The organism is Micromonospora parastrephiae (assembly GCF_016802865.1).
Lineage (GTDB): Bacteria > Actinomycetota > Actinomycetes > Mycobacteriales > Micromonosporaceae > Micromonospora > Micromonospora parastrephiae.
Window position 1 is genome coordinate 14,872 of sequence record NZ_JAEVHM010000049.1, and the last position, 18,165, is coordinate 33,036.

Here is an 18,165-nt window from a genome sequence, read left to right on the forward strand (position 1 = left end):
GGGCGGACGCGTCAGCGCCGGCCGAGCCGAACCGCCGGTTAGAGTGACCGTCGTGACGACGCTGCCCAACCGCCGCCTGCTGCTGGTCCACGCGCACCCGGACGACGAGTCGATCGGCACCGGCTCGACGATGGCCCACTACGCCGCCGCCGGCGCGCACGTGACGCTGGTGACCTGCACCCTCGGCGAGGAGGGCGAGATCCACGTACCGGCGCTGTCCCAGCTCGCCGCCGCCGAGGCCGACCAGCTCGGCGGGTACCGGATCGGCGAGCTGGCCGCGGCCTGCGCCGCGCTCGGCGTCAGCGACCACCGTTTCCTCGGCGGCGCGGGCCGCTACCGCGACTCGGGGATGATGGGGCTCGCGACCAACGAGCACCCCCGCGCCTTCTGGCAGGCCGACCTCGACGAGGCCGCCGGGCATCTGGTGGAGGTCATCCGGGAGGTACGCCCGCAGGTGCTGGTCACGTACGACCCGAACGGCTTCTACGGTCACCCCGACCACATCCAGGCGCACCGGGTGGCGATGCGTGCCGTCGAGCTGGCCGCCGCCGAGGGCTGCGCTCCGGCCAAGGTCTACTGGACGGCCATGCCGCTCAGCGTGCTGGAGGCCGGCATGGCGCACTTCGCGGAATCCTCGGACAACCCGTTCGCCGGCATCCAGGACCTCGCCGAGCTGCCCTTCGGCACGCCGGACGACCAGATCGCCGCCCGGATCGACGGCACCGACCAGCACGCCGCCAAGGAGGCCGCGATGCGGGCGCACGCCACGCAGATCCCGGCCACCTCCTGGCTCTACTCGATCGCCGGCAACTTCGGCGGCGAGTTCATGGGCGTGGAGTTCTTCACCCTGGCGGTCGGCGAGAAGGGTCCGGGCTCCGGCCCGTACGGCTGGGAGGACGACCTCTTCGCCGGGCTTTCCGACGAGACCGCCACCGACCGGCACCCGGTCGCGGTGGCCGGCCTCCGGTGACTCTGCCCGCCGCGCCGGTGTCGGTCGTGGAAGACCAGGGCACCCCGCCGGAGGCGGTACCGCCGCCGCGACTGCTGGACCTGGGCCTGCGGGTGGCCGGGGCCGTCGTCGTGGTGGTGGCCGGTGTCCTGACCGGGGTGTTGGAGCTGCTGCTCGCCACCGTCCGTGTCGGCGGTCAGTTGATCGGCGTTTCGGTGCTGCTCGCCGTCGGTGCCAACATCGTGTTGAGCTGGTTCGCCCACGAGGCGGTGGGCCGTCGGTGGGCGGTGGCGTTGCCCGCGGTGCCGTGGTTCGCGCTGATGGCGGTGGCCGCCGTCCGGACCTCCGAGGGCGATCTGCTGCTGGCCGGTGACAACTGGGTCGGCCTGGCCATGATCGTGGCCGGTGCGATGACCTTCGCGGTGATGGGTTTCCGGCAGATCCTCGCCCCGCCGCCCACCCTTCTCGGCTGATGACGCCACCCAGGTACGGGTGGTAGATATTCCTGCCAGGGATGCGGCCCCGCGATGGGGCGTACGGCAGGAGGTCGCGCGGTGCACAGACGGTGGCGTGATGTCGGGGTGCTCACGGGAGCGTTGTTCGCGGCCAACGTGGTCGCCCGGCTGATCATCCGGCTCGGCTTCGACGGTGACGACACCGCCGCCGACCGGGTGTCGCTGGCGATGTTCGTGCTGATCGGGCTGATCCTGGCCGTGGTCGCCTTCCGCTGGGGCAGCCGCCGGCCACTGGCCGCCTGGGCGGCCGACGTGGCCCTCGTGGTGGGTGCTGCCATGGCGTTGACCGTGCTGGTCGGGCCGCTGCTGGTCGGACACAACCCGTTCGCCGGTGGGGCGGGCACGTTCTTCGCCCAGATCTGGCTCTACCTGCTCGCCACCGGCGCAGGGGTGCTGATCGGGTACCTGGTGCTCACCGCGCTCGGCCGGGACTACCGATCGCAGCAGCTCAAGCGGTACGCGGAGGTCAAGGCCGCCAAGCCGCGCAGGGTCGTCCGCCGCTGACCGCCGTCGGGTCGCCCGCAACGCTTGATCAGTGCGGGGCGACCCGGGTCAGGTAGGTGTGGTGGGTCGTGAAGCCGAGCTTCCGGTAGAGCGCGACGGCCGCCGTGTTGTGCTGCTCCACCTGGAGGAAGGCGTGCGCCGCGCCGCGGGACACGCCCCAGTCGGCCAACGCGTGGATCACCTGACCGGCCAGGCCCTGTCGGCGGGCCGCCGGCAGCACCTCGATGAGGCTCAGGCCGAGCCAGCGTCCCTGGCCGGTGACCGTGCCCCGGCCGGTCGCCACCAGCGCGCCGTCGACGTACACGTGGGCGAAGCGCACCTGGTCCACGGCGGTGAGCACGTGCCGGGCGGCGTCCGGCAGCCCGCCCTTACGACCGGCGGCGACGGCCAGCCATTCCTCGCTCGGCGCGGTGTCCAGCTCGACGACCGCGCTGGCGGAGGTGTCGCCGGGCGCTGGCAGGGGCAGGGGTGTGGTCTGCACCAGTGTGGGCGGGCGGCTGCCCCAGCCCCGGTCGTCCAGCTCGGCACCGACCGGCGCGGCGAGCGGCAGCGGTGTGTTGATCATCGCAGTGCGGCCCTGCTCGGCGTACCAGTGCTCGACCGCGTCCACGGCCGCCGGCAGCGGCCGGTCCGGATCTCCGATCGGTAGCGCCGAGTTGGCCCGTCCGGTCCAGCCCTCGGCCGATCTCAGCAGCCAGTCGCCGAGCCGGCCACGGGTGGGCGCCGGCCAGGCCTCGTCGGCGGCGCGCTCCAGCGCCACCACGGCGGCGGCGGTCGGCCGGCGGGTCGGCGGCACCCGTTTGGCCCGGTGCACCTGCGCCACCGGTACCCGCAGCGGACCCTGCGCGGTGGCCAGCGTGAGATGGGTCTCGCTCAGCTCCACCAGCTCACCGAGGGCGTCGGAGAACAGCGGGCGGCCTTCGCGAATCCCCACAATCCGGCGGACCACGATTCGGTGTCCCACATCCTGCTGTCGGAGCACGATCGACCCCCTCCCCGGCGAGATACTAGGCTCTTATCGTCGCGGGAGATCGCGGCGTGTCTGGCGGAGGAGAAGACCGGTGACCTACATCATCGCCGAGCCGTGCGTGGATGTGCTCGACAAGGCATGCATCGAGGAGTGCCCGGTCGACTGCATTTACGAGGGCAACCGGATGCTCTACATCCACCCCGACGAGTGCGTCGACTGTGGTGCCTGTGAGCCCGTCTGCCCGGTGGAGGCGATCTTCTACGAGGACGACGTCCCGGAGCAGTGGAAGGACTACACCGGCGCCAACTACGAGTTCTTCGAGGACCTGGGCTCGCCCGGGGGCGCCTCGAAGATCGGCAAGGTCGAGAAGGACGCGACCTTCGTCGCCGCGCAGCCGCCGCGCGGCGAGGGCCACTGAACCGGCCCACGCCGGTCTCGTCGCGGCTGCCTGAGTTCACCTGGGACACCCTGGACGCGCGGCCACCCTGGCCGCGGCGCATCCGGAGGGCCTGATCAACCTCTCCATGGGCACGCCGGTCGACCCGGTGCCCGAGGTGATCCGGCAGGCGCTGGCCGACGCGTCCGACGCCCCCGGCTACCCGTTGACCGCCGGCACGCCGGCGCTGCGTGACGCGATCGCCGCATGGGTCGCCCGTGCCTGTGGCGCCGGGGTCGACGGGCTCGGTGTGCTGCCGACCATCGGCTCGAAGGAGCTGGTCGCCTGGCTGCCCACCCTGCTCGGCATCGGCCCCGGTGACGTGGTCGTCGTGCCGTCGATCGCGTACCCCACCTACGAGGACGGGGCGCGGCTGGCCGGCGCCACCGTGGTCCGCGCCGACTCGCTCACCGCGGTCGGGCCGACCTCCCGGGTGCGGCTGGTCTGGGTCAACTCGCCGGGCAACCCGACCGGCCAGGTGCTGCCGGCGGCGCACCTGCGCAAGGTGGTCGACTGGGCCCGGGAACGGGGCGCGGTGGTCGCCAGCGACGAGTGCTACCTGCCGCTCGGCTGGTCGGCGGAGCCGGTGTCGGTGCTGTCCCCGCAGGTCTGCGGTGGCAACTACGACGGTGTGCTGGCCCTGCACTCGCTCTCCAAGCGGTCCAACCTCGCCGGCTACCGGGCCGGGTTCGTGGCCGGCGACCCGGCGCTCGTCGCCGAGTTGCTGAAGGTCCGCAAGCACGCCGGCATGATCGTGCCCGCGCCGGTGCAGGCGGCGATGGTGGCCGCGCTGCAGGACGAGCGACACGCCGACGAGCAGCGGGAGCGCTACCGGGCCCGGCGCGAGGTGCTGAGGGCCGCGTTCACCGGCGCCGGGTTCACGGTCGAGCACTCGGAGGCCGGTCTCTACCTCTGGCTCACCCGCGATGAGGACTGCTGGCAGACGGTCGACTGGCTGGCTCGACGCGGCATCCTCGTCGCCGCGGGCGTCTTCTACGGCCCTGCCGCCGGCCAGCACGTCCGGGTCGCGCTGACCGAGTCCGACGAGCACGTCGCGGCGGTCGCCGGCCGGCTGCGGGCCTGACGCCGGTGGGCCGGCGATGACCGACGGCGGGGGACGGTACGACCGGGTGCGGGCGGCCGTCGTCGGTACCGGCCTGATCGGCGGTTCGCTGCTGCTACGCCTCGCCGAAGCCGGTGTGGACGTGGCCGGTTGGGACCCCGACCCGGCCACCCGCGACCGGGCACGCGGCCGTGGGGTGGCCGCCCCGGACACGATCGAGCAGGCCGTGGCCGACCGGGACGTGGTCTTCCTCTGCGGCCCCCTGCCCACCCTGCCCGGGACGCTGGCCCGGGTGGCCGCCGCGACCGCACCGGGCTGTGTGCTCACCGACGTCGGTAGCACCAAGGCCGAGGTGGCCGAGGTGGCGACCGGCTCGGGCTTCTCGACCGGTTCGTCCCCGGGCACCCGATGGCCGGCGCGGAGTCGAGCGGCCTGCCCGCCGCCTCCCCGACGCTGCTGGCCGGTGCCGCCTGGGTGCTGTGTCCGGCGCCGGGCGCCGGGACGTACGCCTTCCGTTGGCTGACCGGGCTGCTGGTGGAGGTGTTCGGCGCCCGGGTGGTGCCGATGTCCGCGTCGACGCACGACTCGGCGGCCGCGCTCGCCTCGCACGTGCCGCACCTGCTGGCTGGCGCGTTGGCCGGTGCGGCGCAGCGGGCGCCGCTGCGGGACGCGGTGTTGGCGCTGGCGGCCGGCAGCTTCTCCGATGGCACCCGGGTGGCCGGCACCCCCGCCGAGCGGACCGCGAACATGCTGCTCGGCAACCGGGAACGGGTGCTGCACGAGCTGGCCGGGGTCACCGCGTTCCTGGACGGGCTGGGCGCCGCGCTGCGAGCCGGCGACGCGGCGGCCCTCACCGCTCGGTACGCGGAGGCCGCCGCGGCGCGGTCGGCGCTGCGCGGTCGGCGGTTCACCGAACGCGACCGGGAGTTCCCGGCCGGCGGTGACCACACCGACGAGGTGACCTGGCTACGCGGGTTGGGCGACGCCGGTGGGCACCTCACCGGGTGTCGGGTCGACTCGGACGCCGTCTCCTACACGGCGTGGACGCTGGCGGCTGACTAGGGTGAGGGCATGGCAGTGGACGGCCCGGTGGTGCAGGTGCGCGGCGAGGCGTACCGGGAGGTGCCGCCCGAGCTGGCCCGCTTCGCGGTCACCGCGACGGCTCGTGACCGGGACCGGGAGACCACGTTGACCCGGCTGGCCGAGCGGGCCGCCGCCGTGCGGGTGCTGCTGGACGGCGCCGGGCCGGTGGTCGCCCGGCGGGAGACCGGCGACCTGCGGGTGCGGCCGGAGACCCGACGTTCGGGCGAGCGGGTTGTGGCCTGGCACGGCAGCGTCACCACCACCGTCACCGTCACCGATTTCACCGGGCTCGGCGAGCTGATGCTCCGGCTGGCCGACCAGGACCAGGTCGAGGTGGCCGGTCCCTGGTGGGAGCTGCGTCCGGACAGCCCGGCACACCGTGAGGCACGGCACGCCGCGATCGGCGACGCCCTGCTGCGCGCCCGGGAGTACGCCGAGGCGCTCGGCGCCCGGGTCACGGCGCTGATAGAGCTGGCCGACGCCGGCCCGGCCGACCGGCCGATGTTCGCCCGCGCGGCGTTCGCCGGGGGTGGCGCGGGCGGCGGTGCGCCGGAGCTGGAGTTGGACCCGCAACCACAGACCGTGCAGGCGGCCGTGCAGGCGCGCTTCACCATCAGCGATCCGGTTCTGGGCTGATGCCGCCGGCTCGGGTGCTGTCCGTCGACGAGTTGGTGGCGCGGGCGTCGGCGCTGGCCGAGGCCGGGCCGCGACAACTGCTCGGCATCGCCGGCGCGCCGGGCGCAGGGAAGTCCACGCTGGCGGAGCGGATCGTGGCCGAGGTCGGGCCGGCCGCCCGGCTGGTGCCGATGGACGGCTTCCACCTGGCACAGGCGCAGTTGGTCCGGCTGGGCCGCGCGGACCGCAAGGGCGCGGTGGACACCTTCGACGCCAACGGGTACGTCTCGCTGCTGCGCCGGTTACGCCGCCTGGAGCCGACCTCGGTCTACGCGCCGGAGTTCCGCCGGGAGCTGGAGGAGCCGGTGGCCGGGGCGATCGAGGTGCCGCCGTCGGTCCGGCTGGTGGTGACCGAGGGCAACTACCTGCTGCTGCCGGACTTCCCGTGGCAGGAGATCCAGTCGCTGCTGCACGAGGCGTGGTTTCTCGACCTGGACGCCGAGGCGCGCCAGCGCCGGCTGACCGCCCGGCACGAGGCGTTCGGGCGGTCACCGGAGCAGGCACGGGCGTGGGCACTGGGCAGCGACGAGTCGAACGCTGCGCTGATCACCCCCACCGCCGACCGCGCCGACCTGGTGGTCCGGCTTCCCGAGCCGCTGGTGGCCTGAGCGAGGCCGCCGGCGGCGTGCGCCGGGGAGGCGTCACTCCGTGACGCCGCGGTCCCCTTGGCTCATGTCCCCGGTGGCGGGCGTTCCCGCGCCGAGGCCGTACCGCAGGAGCACCGCGCCCGTGCCCGAGGTGGCGGGCGGTTCGAGCAGGGTCAGGTTGGTGGGTACGGCGCCGCCGTCGAACACCTTCTTGCCGACGCCCAGCACGATCGGGAAGATCCAGAGGTTGAGCCGGTCGAAGAGGCGCTCGCGCAGGAGGGTCTGCACCAGGTTCAGGCTGCCGATCACGTGGATCTTCTCGTGCTCGTCCCGCAGCTCGCGTACGGCGCGTGCCAGGTCGGGGCCCAGTTGCGTCGAGCCCGCCCAGTCCAGTCGCGGGGTGCCGCGTGAGGCCACGTACTTCGGGATGCTGTTGAACAGGGTGGCGATCTCGCCGTCGACGCCGTCGGCCTGGTTCGGCCAGTACGCGGCGAAGATGTCGTAGGTCCTGCGGCCCAGGAGCAGCGCGTCCATGCCCTTCATGCCGTCCATGACCTGTTGGCCGCCCGTCTCGTCGAACAGGGGCGCCTGCCATCCCCCGTACGGGAAGCCGGCGGGGTCCTCCTCCGGACCGCCCGGCGCCTGGCCGACGAGGTCGAGCGTCGCGAACAGGTCGATGTGGATCGTGCCCATGCTGTCCTCCGTGTGCTCCGGCTCGAAAAGACCCTGTGGGCGGACCCTAGTCGAGTTCGCGGACCGGCCGGGCCGGGTTGCCCACCGCGACCACGTTGGCCGGTAGGTCCCGGGTGACCACCGCTCCGGCGCCGACGACGGTGTTCGGGCCGATCGTCACGCCCGCCAGCACGATCGCGCCACCGCCGAGCCACACGTTGTCGCCGACGGTGATCGGCTTGGCCGCCTCCCACTTGTCCCGGCGCGGACCGGGCTGCACCGGATGCGTCGGGGTGAGCAGCTGCACGTTCGGGCCGACCTGGACGTCCGCGCCGAGGGTGATCCGGGCGACGTCGAGGAAGACCGCGTTGTAGTTGACGAAGCTGCGCGGGCCGATCCGGATCTGCCAGCCGTAGTCGCAGTAGAACGGTGGGCGGATCCAGGTGCTCTCGCCCAGCTCGCCGAGGAGGTCGCGGAGCGCCGCGAGCCGGGCCGGCGGATCGGTTGCGGGGCTGGTGTTGAAGCGTTCCATCAGCCGGGCGGCCCGGTCCAGGTCGGCGATGATCTCGGGATCGTCGGCGAGGTAGGGCTCACCGGCGAGCATCTTGTCCTTCATGGAGGTCACCCGGTCGATGATGCCTCGCGGCCTGCCATCAGTTGGCAGGTCCGTCATATTTTGGCCCTCTTTTTTACATACCCGGTATGTAATACTGGCGGCGGTCAATGCGTCTCATCTGGTATCGACGCTCCACCAAGGAGGATCCGTTGCATCGACGCAGCAGAATGACCGCCGCCACCGCCGCCGTAGCCCTCGCGCTCGGCACCCCGGCGATAGCCGCGGCCAGCCCACCCGTCAGCGCCACCACGGACGCCGCCGCCCAGCGCGACGCGTCGACGACCACCGTCACCCTGCTCACCGGAGACCGGGTCACCGTCACCCCGTCCGGATCCGCCGCGATCCGTCCCGGTCCGGGTCGTACCCATCTGCGCTTCCTCACCACCCGCGACCGCGGCCACCTCACCGTGCTGCCGCAGGACGCCCTGCCCCTGGTGCGCGACGGCCGGGTGGACCGGCGGCTGTTCGACGTCACCGGGCTGATCGCCGCCGGCTACGACGACGCGCGCCGGGACGACCTGCCGGTGCTGGTCGCCGGCAACGGAGGCGCACGGCAGCGTGCCGCGGCACCCGCCGGGTTGACCGTCACCACGCAACTGCCGGCCATCGGCGGAATCGCCGCCACGGCCGACAAGCAGCAGGCCACGACGGTCTGGGCGGCGCTCACCGGCGCCGGTGCCCGGATCGGCACGGCGGGGGGTGCCGACCGGATCTGGCTCGACGGCCGCAGGCAGCTCACCCTGGACCACAGCGTGCCGCAGATCGGCGCCCCGGCCGCCTACCAGGCCGGCTTCACCGGTCAGGGCGTACGCGTCGCGGTGCTGGACACCGGCATCGACGCCGGCCACCCCGACCTGAGCGGTCGGATCGCCGAGGCGCACAACTTCACCGAGGCCACCGACGCCGGCGACACGGTCGGCCACGGCACGCACGTCGCGTCGATCATCGCGGGCAGCGGCGCCGCCTCCGGCGGTAAGTACCACGGCGTCGCCCCGGACGCCACGTTGCTCAACGGGAAGGTCTGCGAGGAGGGGGGCTGCTCGGAGTCGGCGATCCTGGCCGGCATGCAGTGGGCCGCCGTCGACCAGCACGCCGATGTGATCAACATGAGCCTGGGTGGCGGCGACACCCCCGAGGTCGACCCGCTTGAGGCAGCTGTCGGGTCGCTGACCGCGCAGACCGGCGCGCTCTTCGTGCTCTCCGCCGGCAACGACGGCACGGACGGCTCGGTCGGCTCACCGGGCAGCGCCGACGCCGCGCTCACCGTGGGCGCCGTGGACCGTGACGACGCGCTGGCCGACTTCTCCAGCCGGGGCCCGCGGGTGGGTGACGGCGGGTTGAAGCCGGACCTGACCGCCCCCGGGGTGGAGATCGTCGCCGCCCGTGCCGACGGCACGGAGATCGGCGAGCCGGTGGGGGAGGGGTACGTCGCGCTCTCCGGCACCTCGATGGCCGCGCCGCACGTCACCGGGGCGGTGGCGCTGCTCGCCCAGCAGCACACCGGCTGGACCGCGGCCCAGCTCAAGGCGACCCTGATGGCCTCGGCGAAGCCGCACCCGGAACAGACCGCGTTCCAGCAGGGCGCCGGTCGGGTCGACGTGGCCCGGGCGATCACCCAGCGGGTGACCAGCGACCCGGTCAGCGTCTCCTTCGGTCAACCGACCTGGCCGCACGACGACGACACCCCGATCACCCGGAAGGTCGACTGGCGCAACGACGGCCCGGACCCTCTCACGCTGGACCTGACCCTCGACGTCACCGGTCCGGACAACCAGCCGGCGCCGGCCGGCATGTTCGCCCTGGGCGCGGGCCAGGTCACCGTGCCTCCGGGGGGCACCGCCGGCACCACGCTCACCGTGGACACCCGGCTCGGCACGGACGGCTACTGGACCGGCCGGCTCGTGGCCCGCTCCGGGACGGCCGTGGCGGTCACCCCGGTCGCGGTGAACCGGGAGGTGGAGTCCTACCAGCTCACCGTCCGGCACCTCGACGCCACCGGCGCCGCCGCCGAGCAGCACCACACGGCGCTGATCCGGCTGGACACCCTGAGCAGCCTCGACCTGTACGACCCGGACGGCACCGTCGAGGTCCGGGTACCCAAGGGGCGCTACGGGCTGGCCAGCGTCGTCTTCGCCGAGAACGGCGCCGCCCAACTGGTCCAGCCCGAGCTGGTGCTCGACGGTGACACCACGGTCACCGTCGACGCCCGACGGGCCCGGCCGATACGCATGACCGTTCCGGAGCGATCGGCCGCACCGGGGCTGGTGGACGTCAGCGCGAACTTCCTGAGCGAGGACGGCGGCGCGTACGGCTTCGGTCTGCTCGGGTTGGACTTCACCGGCCTGACCACCGGGCACATCGGTCGGGCGGTTCCCGGTGCACGGTTCTTCGCCACGGTGAGCAGCCAGTGGAAAAAGCCGGGCGTGGACATCAGCCCCTACCTGTACGCGCTCAGTGAGAAGATCCCCGGTCGGATGCCGACCGGCTTCGACAAGACCTACCGCGCCCGGGACCTGGCCACGGTCACCCACGAGTTCCGGGGTGGTTATCCCGGGCTGGTCGCGGAGCGGGTGGTCTTCCCGCACCTCGATCCGGACCTGGGTGGCTGGGCGGTCGTCCTGCCCACGGCGGTGCCGGGGCAGCGGGTCGAGCACTACAACACCCGCGGGCTGCGCTGGTCCTCGGAGCTGACGTTCGGTGTGCCCACCGAAGAGGGGTGGGTCGACACGAAGGCGGTGCTGGTCGCCGAACCGAAGGCGTACCGGGCCGGCCGGCACACGCGGGAGAGCTGGAACAGCGCGCCGTACGGGCCGTCGTTCCCGGCGCCACGCTGGCCGGGGCAGGGCGTCACCCGTCTCGGTGACGAGATCCAGGTGGACGTTCCGCTGCACAGTGACGCCGAGGGTCACGCCGGCGGGTCGGTCTCGGACGCGGCCCGTACCGCCCTCTACCGAGACGGCGTCCTGGTCGACGAGCTGGCGGACCCGGGGTACGGCCAGTTCACGGTGCCGCCCGGCGCCGCGAACTACCGGCTGGAGGTGTCGTCGAAGCGGAGCTTCACCGACCTCAGCACCGAGGTCAGCGCGGCGTGGACGTTCCGGTCCGGGCACGTCCCCGGCGACGACTACCGGCAGCTGCCGGTGTCGGCCATCCGGTTCACGCCACCGCTCGGCCGGGACAACGCCGCCCCGGCCGGCCGGAGCCTGGTCATTCCGGTGCAGGTGCAGCGACAGCCCGGCGCCCCCGGGTCGCGCCTGACCGGCCTGACCGTGGACGTCTCCTACGACGGCGGCCGGAGCTGGCAACCCGCCCGGGTGCGGCACGGCGGGCAAGGCTGGACGGCCACCGTCCGGCATCCTGCCGGCCCCGGCTACGCGTCGCTGCGGGCCACCGCCCGCGACGCCGCCGGCAACACGGTGACGCAACGGATCATCCAGGCGTACCGGTTGCGCTGAGGCGTACCCCGTCCGGGTCCGCGGCCGAGCGCCGCGACCCGGCGGGTCCGTCAGTCGTTGGCGTGCAGGGCGGCGTTCAGTTCGATGCCCCGGCCGGTGCGCGGACGGGCCTCCAGCGCGCCCGTCACCGAGTTGCGCCAGAACAGCAGACCGTCGACACCGGACAACTCCCGGGCCTTGACCACCCGGCCGTCCGGAAGGGTGACCTTCGACGCGGCCGTGATGTAGCAGCCGGCCTCCACCACGCAGTCGTCACCGAGCGAGATCCCGACGCCGGCGTTCGCGCCGACCAGGCTCCGCTCGCCGATGCTGATCTTCTCGGTGCCGCCGCCGGAGAGGGTGCCCATGATGGAGGCCCCACCGCCGATGTCGGAGCCGTCGCCGACCAGCACGCCCTGCACGATCCGCCCCTCGACCATCGAGGTGCCGACGGTGCCGGCGTTGAAGTTCACGAAGCCCTCCTGCATCACGGTCGTGCCGACGGCCAGGTGGGCGCCGAGCCGCACCCGGTCCGCGTCGGCGATCCGCACGCCGGAGGGGACCACGTAGTCGGTCATCCGGGGGAACTTGTCCACCCCGTACACCGCCAGGTGACGGCCGGCGGCCCGCTCGATCACCCGCAGCTCGTCGACCCGCTCCGGCGGGCACGGCCCGGCGGAGGTCCACGCCACGTTGGCCAGCTTGCCGAAGATCCCGTCCAGGTTGAGCTGGTTGGGCCGGACCAGGCGGTGGGAGAGCAGGTGCAACCGGAGGTACGCGTCCGGGGCGTCCTTGATCGGGTCGTCCAGCGAGCCGATCACGGTGACCACCTGCACGGTACGCAGACCGGGCAGGGACCGGTCGCCGAGCGCACCCGGCGGCAGGTCGAGCACGTCCGACTCGCCCTCACCGGCGACCAGGGGCAGCTCACCCAGGCCCAGCTTGCCGGTCGGGTACCAGGTGTCGAGCACCTGCCCGTCCGCGGTGACGGTGGCCAGGCCGATGCCCCAGGCGGAATCTGCGGACGTCACTGTTACACCTCTCGGTCTGGGCCGCGCCGGCCTCAGCTCACTCCTCGCGCTGACAGACCTGAAGGTACCGTGCGAAGCATGGAGAACCCGCTGACCCCCGAGGTCCTCGCCGATCCGGTGGCGCTTACCCGCGCTCTCGTCGACATAGAGTCCGTGTCCCTCAACGAGAAGGCGATCGCCGACTGTGTCGAGGAGGTCCTGCGCGGTGTGCCGCACCTGAGCACCCACCGGCACGGCAACACGGTGATGGCGCGCACCGACCTCGGTCGGTCGCAGCGCGTCGTGCTCGCCGGGCACCTGGACACCGTGCCGCTGAACAACAACTTCCCGTCGACCATGCGCGGCGACCTGATGTACGGCTGCGGCACCTCGGACATGAAGTCCGGCACCGCGTACGCGCTGCACCTCGCGGTGACCCTGCCCGACCCGCGGTACGACGTGACGTACTTCTTCTACGAGGCGGAAGAGATCGAGTCGCGGTACAACGGGCTGAACCTGGTCGCCCAGGCGTTCCCGGAGTGGCTGGAGGCGGACTTCGCGGTGCTGCTGGAGCCGACGTACGGCATCGTCGAGGCGGGTTGCCAGGGCACCATGCGGTCGGTCGTCACCACGACCGGGGTACGGGCCCACTCGGCGCGTTCCTGGCACGGCGTGAACGCCATCCACGCGGCCGGTGAGGTGCTGCGGCGCCTCCAGACGTACGAGGCCCGTCGGGTCACCATCGACGGCTGCGACTACCGCGAGGGCATGAACGCGGTGCGGATCAACGGCGGGGTGGCCGGCAACGTGGTCCCCGACCGCTGTGAGATCGAGGTCAACTACCGGTTCGCCCCGGACCGCACCCCGGCCGAGGCGGAGGCGCATCTGCGTGAGGTCTTCGCCGGCTTCGATCTGGTCGTGACGGACGCGGTGGCCGGCGCCCCGCCCGGGCTGGAGGCGGCCCCGGCGAAGGAGTTCCTGGAGGCGGTCGGCGCGGCGCCGATCGGCAAGCTCGGCTGGACGGACGTGGCCCGGTTCGCGGCCATGGGCATCCCCGCGTTGAACTTCGGGCCGGGCGACCCCAACCTCGCCCACCACCCGGACGAGCACGTCGAGATCAGCAAGATCCGCGACGGCGCGGCAACCCTGCACCGCTGGCTGGCCCCAGCCTGACCCACCCGCGCCGGGCGCCCACCCCGGCCGCCCGCGCCGGTGATCAAGAGGTTTGCGTCAGCCGGGCCCGTTGTCGGCGACGCAAACCTCTTGATCAGCTCCGGGTGGGGCGGGTGCGAGGGAGGGGATGGGGTTCTGTTGGCGAATCCGGCGGCGTTCGGCCACCACGTCTCGGATCCGTCGCTGCATCTGGCGACGGATCCGGATCATCTCGCTGTTGCTGATCACGCTGTCTCCTCCCCCGAAGGCGCGCGCCGGGGCATACCCGGTATGTGAATAGTAAGACGTACGGGCGAGCCGAATAGTTGCCCTTGATCGCGAACTATTTCTCGGCGTCCGCGCCCCGCACACCCGGCGGGTGCCGCTCCACTACGGTTGCTCCATGAGCCACAGCAACGGGCGGGAGGCCGGTCGCGGTCCAGCGCAGGAGCGGCACCGGGGCGCGGTCACGCTCCGTCGAGGGTCGATCCCGAGCAGCACCGCCGACCAGCGACTGCTGGATTCGCGCGGGCGCGGGGACTGGAAGACCAGGGACGCCTGGCGGGCATTGCGCATCCTCTCCGAGTTCGTCGAGGGCTTCGACACCCTCGCCGACCTGCCGCCGGCGGTCAGTGTCTTCGGCTCCGCGCGCAGCAGCCCGGACACCGCCGAGTGCAAACTGGCCGAGGAGGTGGGCGGGGCGCTGGCCCGGGCCGGCTACGCGGTGATCACCGGGGGTGGGCCGGGGGTGATGGAGGCCGCCAACCGGGGCGCCACCGAGGCCGGCGGGCTCTCCGTCGGGCTCGGCATCGAACTGCCGTTCGAGCAGGGCATCAACGACTGGGTCGACCTGGCCATCGACTTCCGCTACTTCTTCGCCCGCAAGACGATGTTCGTCAAGTACGCGCAGGCGTTCGTCGTGCTGCCCGGCGGATTCGGCACCATGGACGAGCTGTTCGAGGCGCTCACGCTGGTGCAGACCGGCAAGGTGACCCGGTTCCCGGTCGTGCTGATGGGTGTCGCGTACTGGCAGGGGCTGCTCGACTGGCTGCGCGACACGATGGCAGCCGGGGGCAAGATCGGGCCGGTCGACCTGGACCTGATCTGCCTCACCGACGACGTCAACGCGGCCGTCCGGCACATCGTCGAGTCCGAGGCAACGCTCTCCGTCGAGCAGGACGCGGTCCGCGACGAGGCCGTCGCCCGTAAGGGCGCCGACCAGCAGGCCGCCGCCGAGCAGGCCGCCGACCAGTCCCGGGAGGGCTGATGGCGGCGATCTGCGTCTTCTGCGCGTCCTCCCGTACCCTCGACCAGCGCTTTTTGGACCTGGCCGCGGAGACCGGCGCGGAGCTGGCCCGGCGCGGACACACGCTGGTGAGCGGCGGTGGCTGTGTCGGCATGATGGGCGCTCTGGCGGACGGCGCCCGCGCCGCCGGCGGGCGCACCCTGGGGGTGATCCCGCAGGCATTGGTCGACCTGGAGGTCGCCGACCTGGCGTCGGACGAACTGCTGGTCACCGACACGATGGCCAGCCGCAAGACGCTGATGATCGAGAAGTCGGACGCGTTCCTCACCCTGCCCGGCGGGCTGGGCACGCTCGACGAGCTGTTCGAGGTCTGGACCACGGCCACCCTGGCCCTGCACGGCAAGCCGATGGTGCTGATCGACACCGACGGCTTCTACCGCCCACTGCTGGACTGGCTCAGCACCCTCACCGACCAGCACTTCCTCAAACCCGCGGGTCTCGACCTCCTGACGGTGGCCACCTCCGTCCCCGCCGCCCTGGACTCCCTGGAGTCCTCCCTGACCTGATCCCGCCCCGTGTCGATCATGAAGTTGTCGGTGCCGCTGTCGGCGTGTCGCACCGCCAACTCCATGATCGACGGAGCTTGATGGGGTGGGGTTGGGCCGGGTGGGTGTCGTACCGGTCTGATGGGATGAGCTGATGCAGGCGTACCGGTTGGTGCGGCGGCCCTCAGGGCCGGCGCGGGGGGACGGGGCGGCGCCGACCGGCGGTCCCGTGCCCGCCGGCGGCGGCGCGTCTGCCGACATCGAGCTGGCGGGCGGCTGGCGGGTCGACCCCGTGCAGACCGAGGTGGTGGGGCACACCGACGGACCGATGCTGGTGCTCGGCGGTCCGGGCACCGGCAAGACCAGCACCCTGGTCGAGGCGGTCGCCGCCCGGGTGCGCGAGGGCGTCGACCCCGAACGGATCCTGGTGCTGACCTTCGGCCGCCGGGGCGCCACCGCGCTGCGCCAACGCATCGAGGCCCGGGTGGCGGCGGACGGCCACCGCGTGCTGCGCGAGCCGCTGGTGCGCACCTTCCCGGCGTACGCGTTCGGGCTGCTCCGCCGGGCCGCCGCCGAGCGGGGCGAGCCGTCGCCTCGTCTGCTCACCGGCCCCGAGCAGGATCTGATCATCCGGGAGCTGCTGGACGTGGTGGGCGAGGAGCCCGACGACGACCCGGTCGGCTGGCCCACCGACCTGCGCCCGGCCCTGCGGACCCGGGCCTTCGCCGGTCAGCTGCGCGACCTGCTCATGCGCGCCGCCGAGCGCGGGGTGGGCCCGCTCCACCTGGCCCGGCTGGGTGACAAGCTCGGCCGCGCCGACTGGCCGGCCGCCGCCCGCTTCCTCCGGGAGTACGTCGCGGTGCTCGCGCTGCGCGACGTCAGCAACCGGGGCTCGATCGCGTACGACCCGGCCGAGCTGGTCCGGGCCGCCACCGGCCTGCTGCGAGACGACGAGGAGCTGCTGGGCGCCGAACGCCGCCGGCTCGCCCACGTGTACGTCGACGAGCTGGCCGACACCGACCCCGCCCAGCTCGAACTGCTCTCGGTGATCGCCGGCGGGGGCAAGCCGCTCGTCGCGTTCGCCGACCCGGATTCCTCCACGTACGCGTTCCGGGGCGCCGACCCGGCCGGGGTGAGCACTTTTCCGCACCGATTCCGGACCGCGTCCGGGGCGCCCGCGGCGCAGGTGCTGCTGAACACGTCGTACCGGGCCGGGCCGGGTCTGCTCGCCGCGATCGCCCGGCTGGGCCGTCGACTGCGCGGCCCGGAGGCGCACCGCCGGCTGCGCCCGCTGCCGGACGCGCCGGCCGGTGTGGTCGAGGTGCACACGTTCCGCTCGGCGACCAGCGAGGCCGCCTGGCTGGCGCACGCGCTGCGCTCCGCCCACCTGCTCGACGGTGTGCCCTGGTCGCGGATGGCGGTGCTGGTGCGGTCCACCGCGTTGCAGCTGCCCGTCCTGCAACGGGCGCTGCACGCTGCCGGCGTACCCACCGTTGTGCACGGCGAGGACCTGCCGCTGCACCTGCAACCGGCGGTGGCGCCGCTGCTGCTCCTGCTGCGTTGCGCCCTGGAACCGGAGCACCTGGACGAGGAGGCGGCGGTCGCGTTGCTGCACTCGCCGCTCGGCGGCGCGGACCCGCTGGCCGAGCGGCGGCTGCGGCAGGGCCTGCGTGCGTTGGCGCTGGCCGGCGGTGACCGGCGCCCGTCCGGTGAGTTGATCGTCGAGGCGTTGCGCGACCCGGCGGAGCTGGCCGGCATCGACCGGCGGTGGGCGGAGCCCGCGCAGGCGGTCGCCGGGCTGCTCGCCACCGCCCGGGACGCGGCCGCCCAACCCGGTGCGACCGCCGAGACCGTGCTCTGGGAGGTCTGGGACACCAGTGGGCTGGCCGAACGCTGGGCCGGCGCGATCGGTCAGGGGCGGCCGGAGGCCGGCGAGGGGGACCTGGCCCGACGCAGGCGCGCGGAGGCGGCCGACCGGGACCTGGACGCGGTGCTGGTGCTCTTCGACGCGGCGGCACGCTTCACCGACCGGCTGCCCGGCGCCCGTACCGAGGTCTTCCTCGACCACGTGCTCGCCCAGGACCTGCCGGCCGACACCATCGCCCCGACCGCCGACCGGGGCGCGGCGGTGCGGCTGCTCACCGCGCACGCGGCGAAGGGCCTGGAATGGGACCTGGTCGCGGTGGCCGGTGTGCAGGAGGGCATCTGGCCGGACCTGCGGCTCCGCGGCAGTCTGCTGGGCTCGGAGCGGCTGGTCGACGTGCTGGCCGGCCGTTCCGTGGGCGGCGCGACCGCCGCGAACGTGGTGGGTCAGACCTCGGCGTTGCTGGACGAGGAACGCCGGCTCTTCCACGTCGCCATCAGCCGGGCGCGGCACCGCCTGCTGGTGAGCGCCGTGGCGTCGGCCGCCGTCGGCGGTGACGACCACGAGGAGCAGCCGAGCCGGTTCCTGCACGAGCTGGGTCCGGGCACGCCGCCGACCACCCCGCCGCCCGCGCCGCCCGGTCCGCGCAACGGCCCGCCACCCGGCGACCCCACCGGCGGTCCGCCGCCCACCCCATCCACGTCCGTCGGCGGAACCGGCAACGGCGGCGCGGCAGCCGACAACGGCGGCGCAACCAGCACCGGCGGCGCGACGCCGGAGGACGAAGACGGGGAACCGGACGGCTTCGGCGCGCTGCCGGTGACCCGGCCGCCCCGGGCGCTCA

The 18,165-nt window shown here is 73.4% G+C and carries 16 protein-coding genes and 2 pseudogenes; 13 read left to right on the forward strand and 5 right to left on the reverse strand.

Going from position 1 to position 18,165, the window contains the following annotated elements; all coding sequences use genetic code 11:
* Nucleotides 1–43: 43 nt before the first annotated feature.
* The 3 genes from mshB to JNW91_RS12985 all read left to right on the forward strand — a co-directional run bounded on the left by mshB (nucleotide 44) and on the right by JNW91_RS12985 (nucleotide 1,968).
* Nucleotides 44–970, forward strand: a complete 927-nt coding sequence (mshB, locus tag JNW91_RS12975; protein WP_203175089.1) for an N-acetyl-1-D-myo-inositol-2-amino-2-deoxy-alpha-D-glucopyranoside deacetylase — start codon at nucleotides 44–46, stop codon at nucleotides 968–970.
* The gene (locus tag JNW91_RS12980; RefSeq protein WP_203175090.1) at nucleotides 967–1,422 is read left to right on the forward strand and encodes a hypothetical protein; all 456 of its coding nucleotides are present in this window, start codon (nucleotides 967–969) and stop codon (nucleotides 1,420–1,422) included. The genes mshB and JNW91_RS12980 overlap by 4 nt, the downstream gene beginning before the upstream one ends.
* 81 nt (nucleotides 1,423–1,503) lie before the next feature.
* Nucleotides 1,504–1,968, forward strand: coding sequence for a hypothetical protein (locus JNW91_RS12985; RefSeq protein WP_203175091.1), 465 nt, complete (start codon nucleotides 1,504–1,506; stop codon nucleotides 1,966–1,968).
* Nucleotides 1,969–1,996: 28 nt separating this feature from the next.
* Here JNW91_RS12985 and JNW91_RS12990 read toward each other — a convergent pair whose 3' ends face one another.
* A complete protein-coding gene (locus JNW91_RS12990; protein WP_203175092.1) occupies nucleotides 1,997–2,950 on the reverse strand; it encodes a GNAT family N-acetyltransferase in 954 nt (317 codons plus the stop codon).
* A gap of 79 nt (nucleotides 2,951–3,029) precedes the next feature.
* Between JNW91_RS12990 and fdxA the strand changes: the two genes are divergently transcribed.
* The 5 genes and pseudogenes from fdxA (at nucleotide 3,030) to JNW91_RS13015 (ending at nucleotide 6,803) form a co-directional block, all read left to right on the forward strand.
* Nucleotides 3,030–3,356 (forward strand): ferredoxin, encoded by a 327-nt coding sequence (fdxA, locus tag JNW91_RS12995; RefSeq protein WP_007464872.1) that lies wholly within the window; start codon nucleotides 3,030–3,032, stop codon nucleotides 3,354–3,356.
* Nucleotides 3,353–4,458: pseudogene (gene dapC / locus JNW91_RS13000) on the forward strand (succinyldiaminopimelate transaminase). Before fdxA ends, dapC begins: the two are co-directional and overlap by 4 nt.
* A 16-nt stretch (nucleotides 4,459–4,474) precedes the next feature.
* A pseudogene (locus tag JNW91_RS13005) lies at nucleotides 4,475–5,499 on the forward strand (prephenate dehydrogenase).
* Between the two features lie 9 nt (nucleotides 5,500–5,508).
* Nucleotides 5,509–6,156 (forward strand): SIMPL domain-containing protein, encoded by a 648-nt coding sequence (locus JNW91_RS13010; RefSeq protein ID WP_203175093.1) that lies wholly within the window; start codon nucleotides 5,509–5,511, stop codon nucleotides 6,154–6,156.
* Nucleotides 6,156–6,803, forward strand: a complete 648-nt coding sequence (locus JNW91_RS13015) for a nucleoside/nucleotide kinase family protein (protein WP_203175094.1) — start codon at nucleotides 6,156–6,158, stop codon at nucleotides 6,801–6,803. Before JNW91_RS13010 ends, JNW91_RS13015 begins: the two co-directional genes overlap by 1 nt.
* Nucleotides 6,804–6,836: 33 nt before the next feature.
* On the opposite strand, the gene JNW91_RS13020 is transcribed toward JNW91_RS13015, so the two are convergent.
* Together JNW91_RS13020 and JNW91_RS13025 are read right to left on the reverse strand one after the other, a co-directional pair.
* Nucleotides 6,837–7,475: a dihydrofolate reductase family protein gene (locus tag JNW91_RS13020; protein ID WP_203175095.1), complete on the reverse strand. Its 639-nt coding sequence runs from the start codon at nucleotides 7,473–7,475 to the stop codon at nucleotides 6,837–6,839.
* A 46-nt stretch (nucleotides 7,476–7,521) separates the two neighbouring features.
* On the reverse strand, nucleotides 7,522–8,079 hold the full coding sequence (locus JNW91_RS13025; RefSeq protein ID WP_309244339.1) for a sugar O-acetyltransferase: 558 nt from the start codon (nucleotides 8,077–8,079) through the stop codon (nucleotides 7,522–7,524).
* Nucleotides 8,080–8,237: 158 nt separating this feature from the next.
* Here JNW91_RS13025 and JNW91_RS13030 point away from each other — a divergent pair, with 158 nt between their 5' ends.
* Complete coding sequence (locus JNW91_RS13030) at nucleotides 8,238–11,525, forward strand: S8 family serine peptidase (protein ID WP_203175104.1); 3,288 nt, start codon at nucleotides 8,238–8,240, stop codon at nucleotides 11,523–11,525.
* Nucleotides 11,526–11,575: 50 nt separating this feature from the next.
* On the opposite strand, the gene dapD is transcribed toward JNW91_RS13030, so the two are convergent.
* On the reverse strand, nucleotides 11,576–12,535 hold the full coding sequence (gene dapD / locus JNW91_RS13035) for a 2,3,4,5-tetrahydropyridine-2,6-dicarboxylate N-succinyltransferase (RefSeq protein WP_203175096.1): 960 nt from the start codon (nucleotides 12,533–12,535) through the stop codon (nucleotides 11,576–11,578).
* A gap of 78 nt (nucleotides 12,536–12,613) precedes the next feature.
* On the opposite strand from dapD, the gene dapE reads away from it, so the two are divergent.
* The gene (gene dapE, locus JNW91_RS13040) at nucleotides 12,614–13,687 is read left to right on the forward strand and encodes a succinyl-diaminopimelate desuccinylase (RefSeq protein WP_203175097.1); all 1,074 of its coding nucleotides are present in this window, start codon (nucleotides 12,614–12,616) and stop codon (nucleotides 13,685–13,687) included.
* Nucleotides 13,688–13,744: 57 nt separating this feature from the next.
* On the opposite strand, the gene JNW91_RS13045 is transcribed toward dapE, so the two are convergent.
* Complete coding sequence (locus tag JNW91_RS13045; protein WP_203175105.1) at nucleotides 13,745–13,915, reverse strand: hypothetical protein; 171 nt, start codon at nucleotides 13,913–13,915, stop codon at nucleotides 13,745–13,747.
* 154 nt (nucleotides 13,916–14,069) lie between these two features.
* Between JNW91_RS13045 and JNW91_RS13050 the strand changes: the two genes are divergently transcribed.
* From JNW91_RS13050 to JNW91_RS13060, 3 genes are all read left to right on the forward strand, one after another.
* Nucleotides 14,070–14,933, forward strand: coding sequence for an LOG family protein (locus JNW91_RS13050; RefSeq protein WP_203175098.1), 864 nt, complete (start codon nucleotides 14,070–14,072; stop codon nucleotides 14,931–14,933).
* Nucleotides 14,933–15,478, forward strand: a complete 546-nt coding sequence (locus tag JNW91_RS13055; protein WP_203175099.1) for an LOG family protein — start codon at nucleotides 14,933–14,935, stop codon at nucleotides 15,476–15,478. Before JNW91_RS13050 ends, JNW91_RS13055 begins: the two co-directional genes overlap by 1 nt.
* Nucleotides 15,479–15,611: 133 nt before the next feature.
* Nucleotides 15,612–18,165, forward strand: a 2,554-nt coding sequence (locus tag JNW91_RS13060) for an ATP-dependent helicase (protein ID WP_238424882.1), incomplete at its 3' end; no start/stop codon positions are given.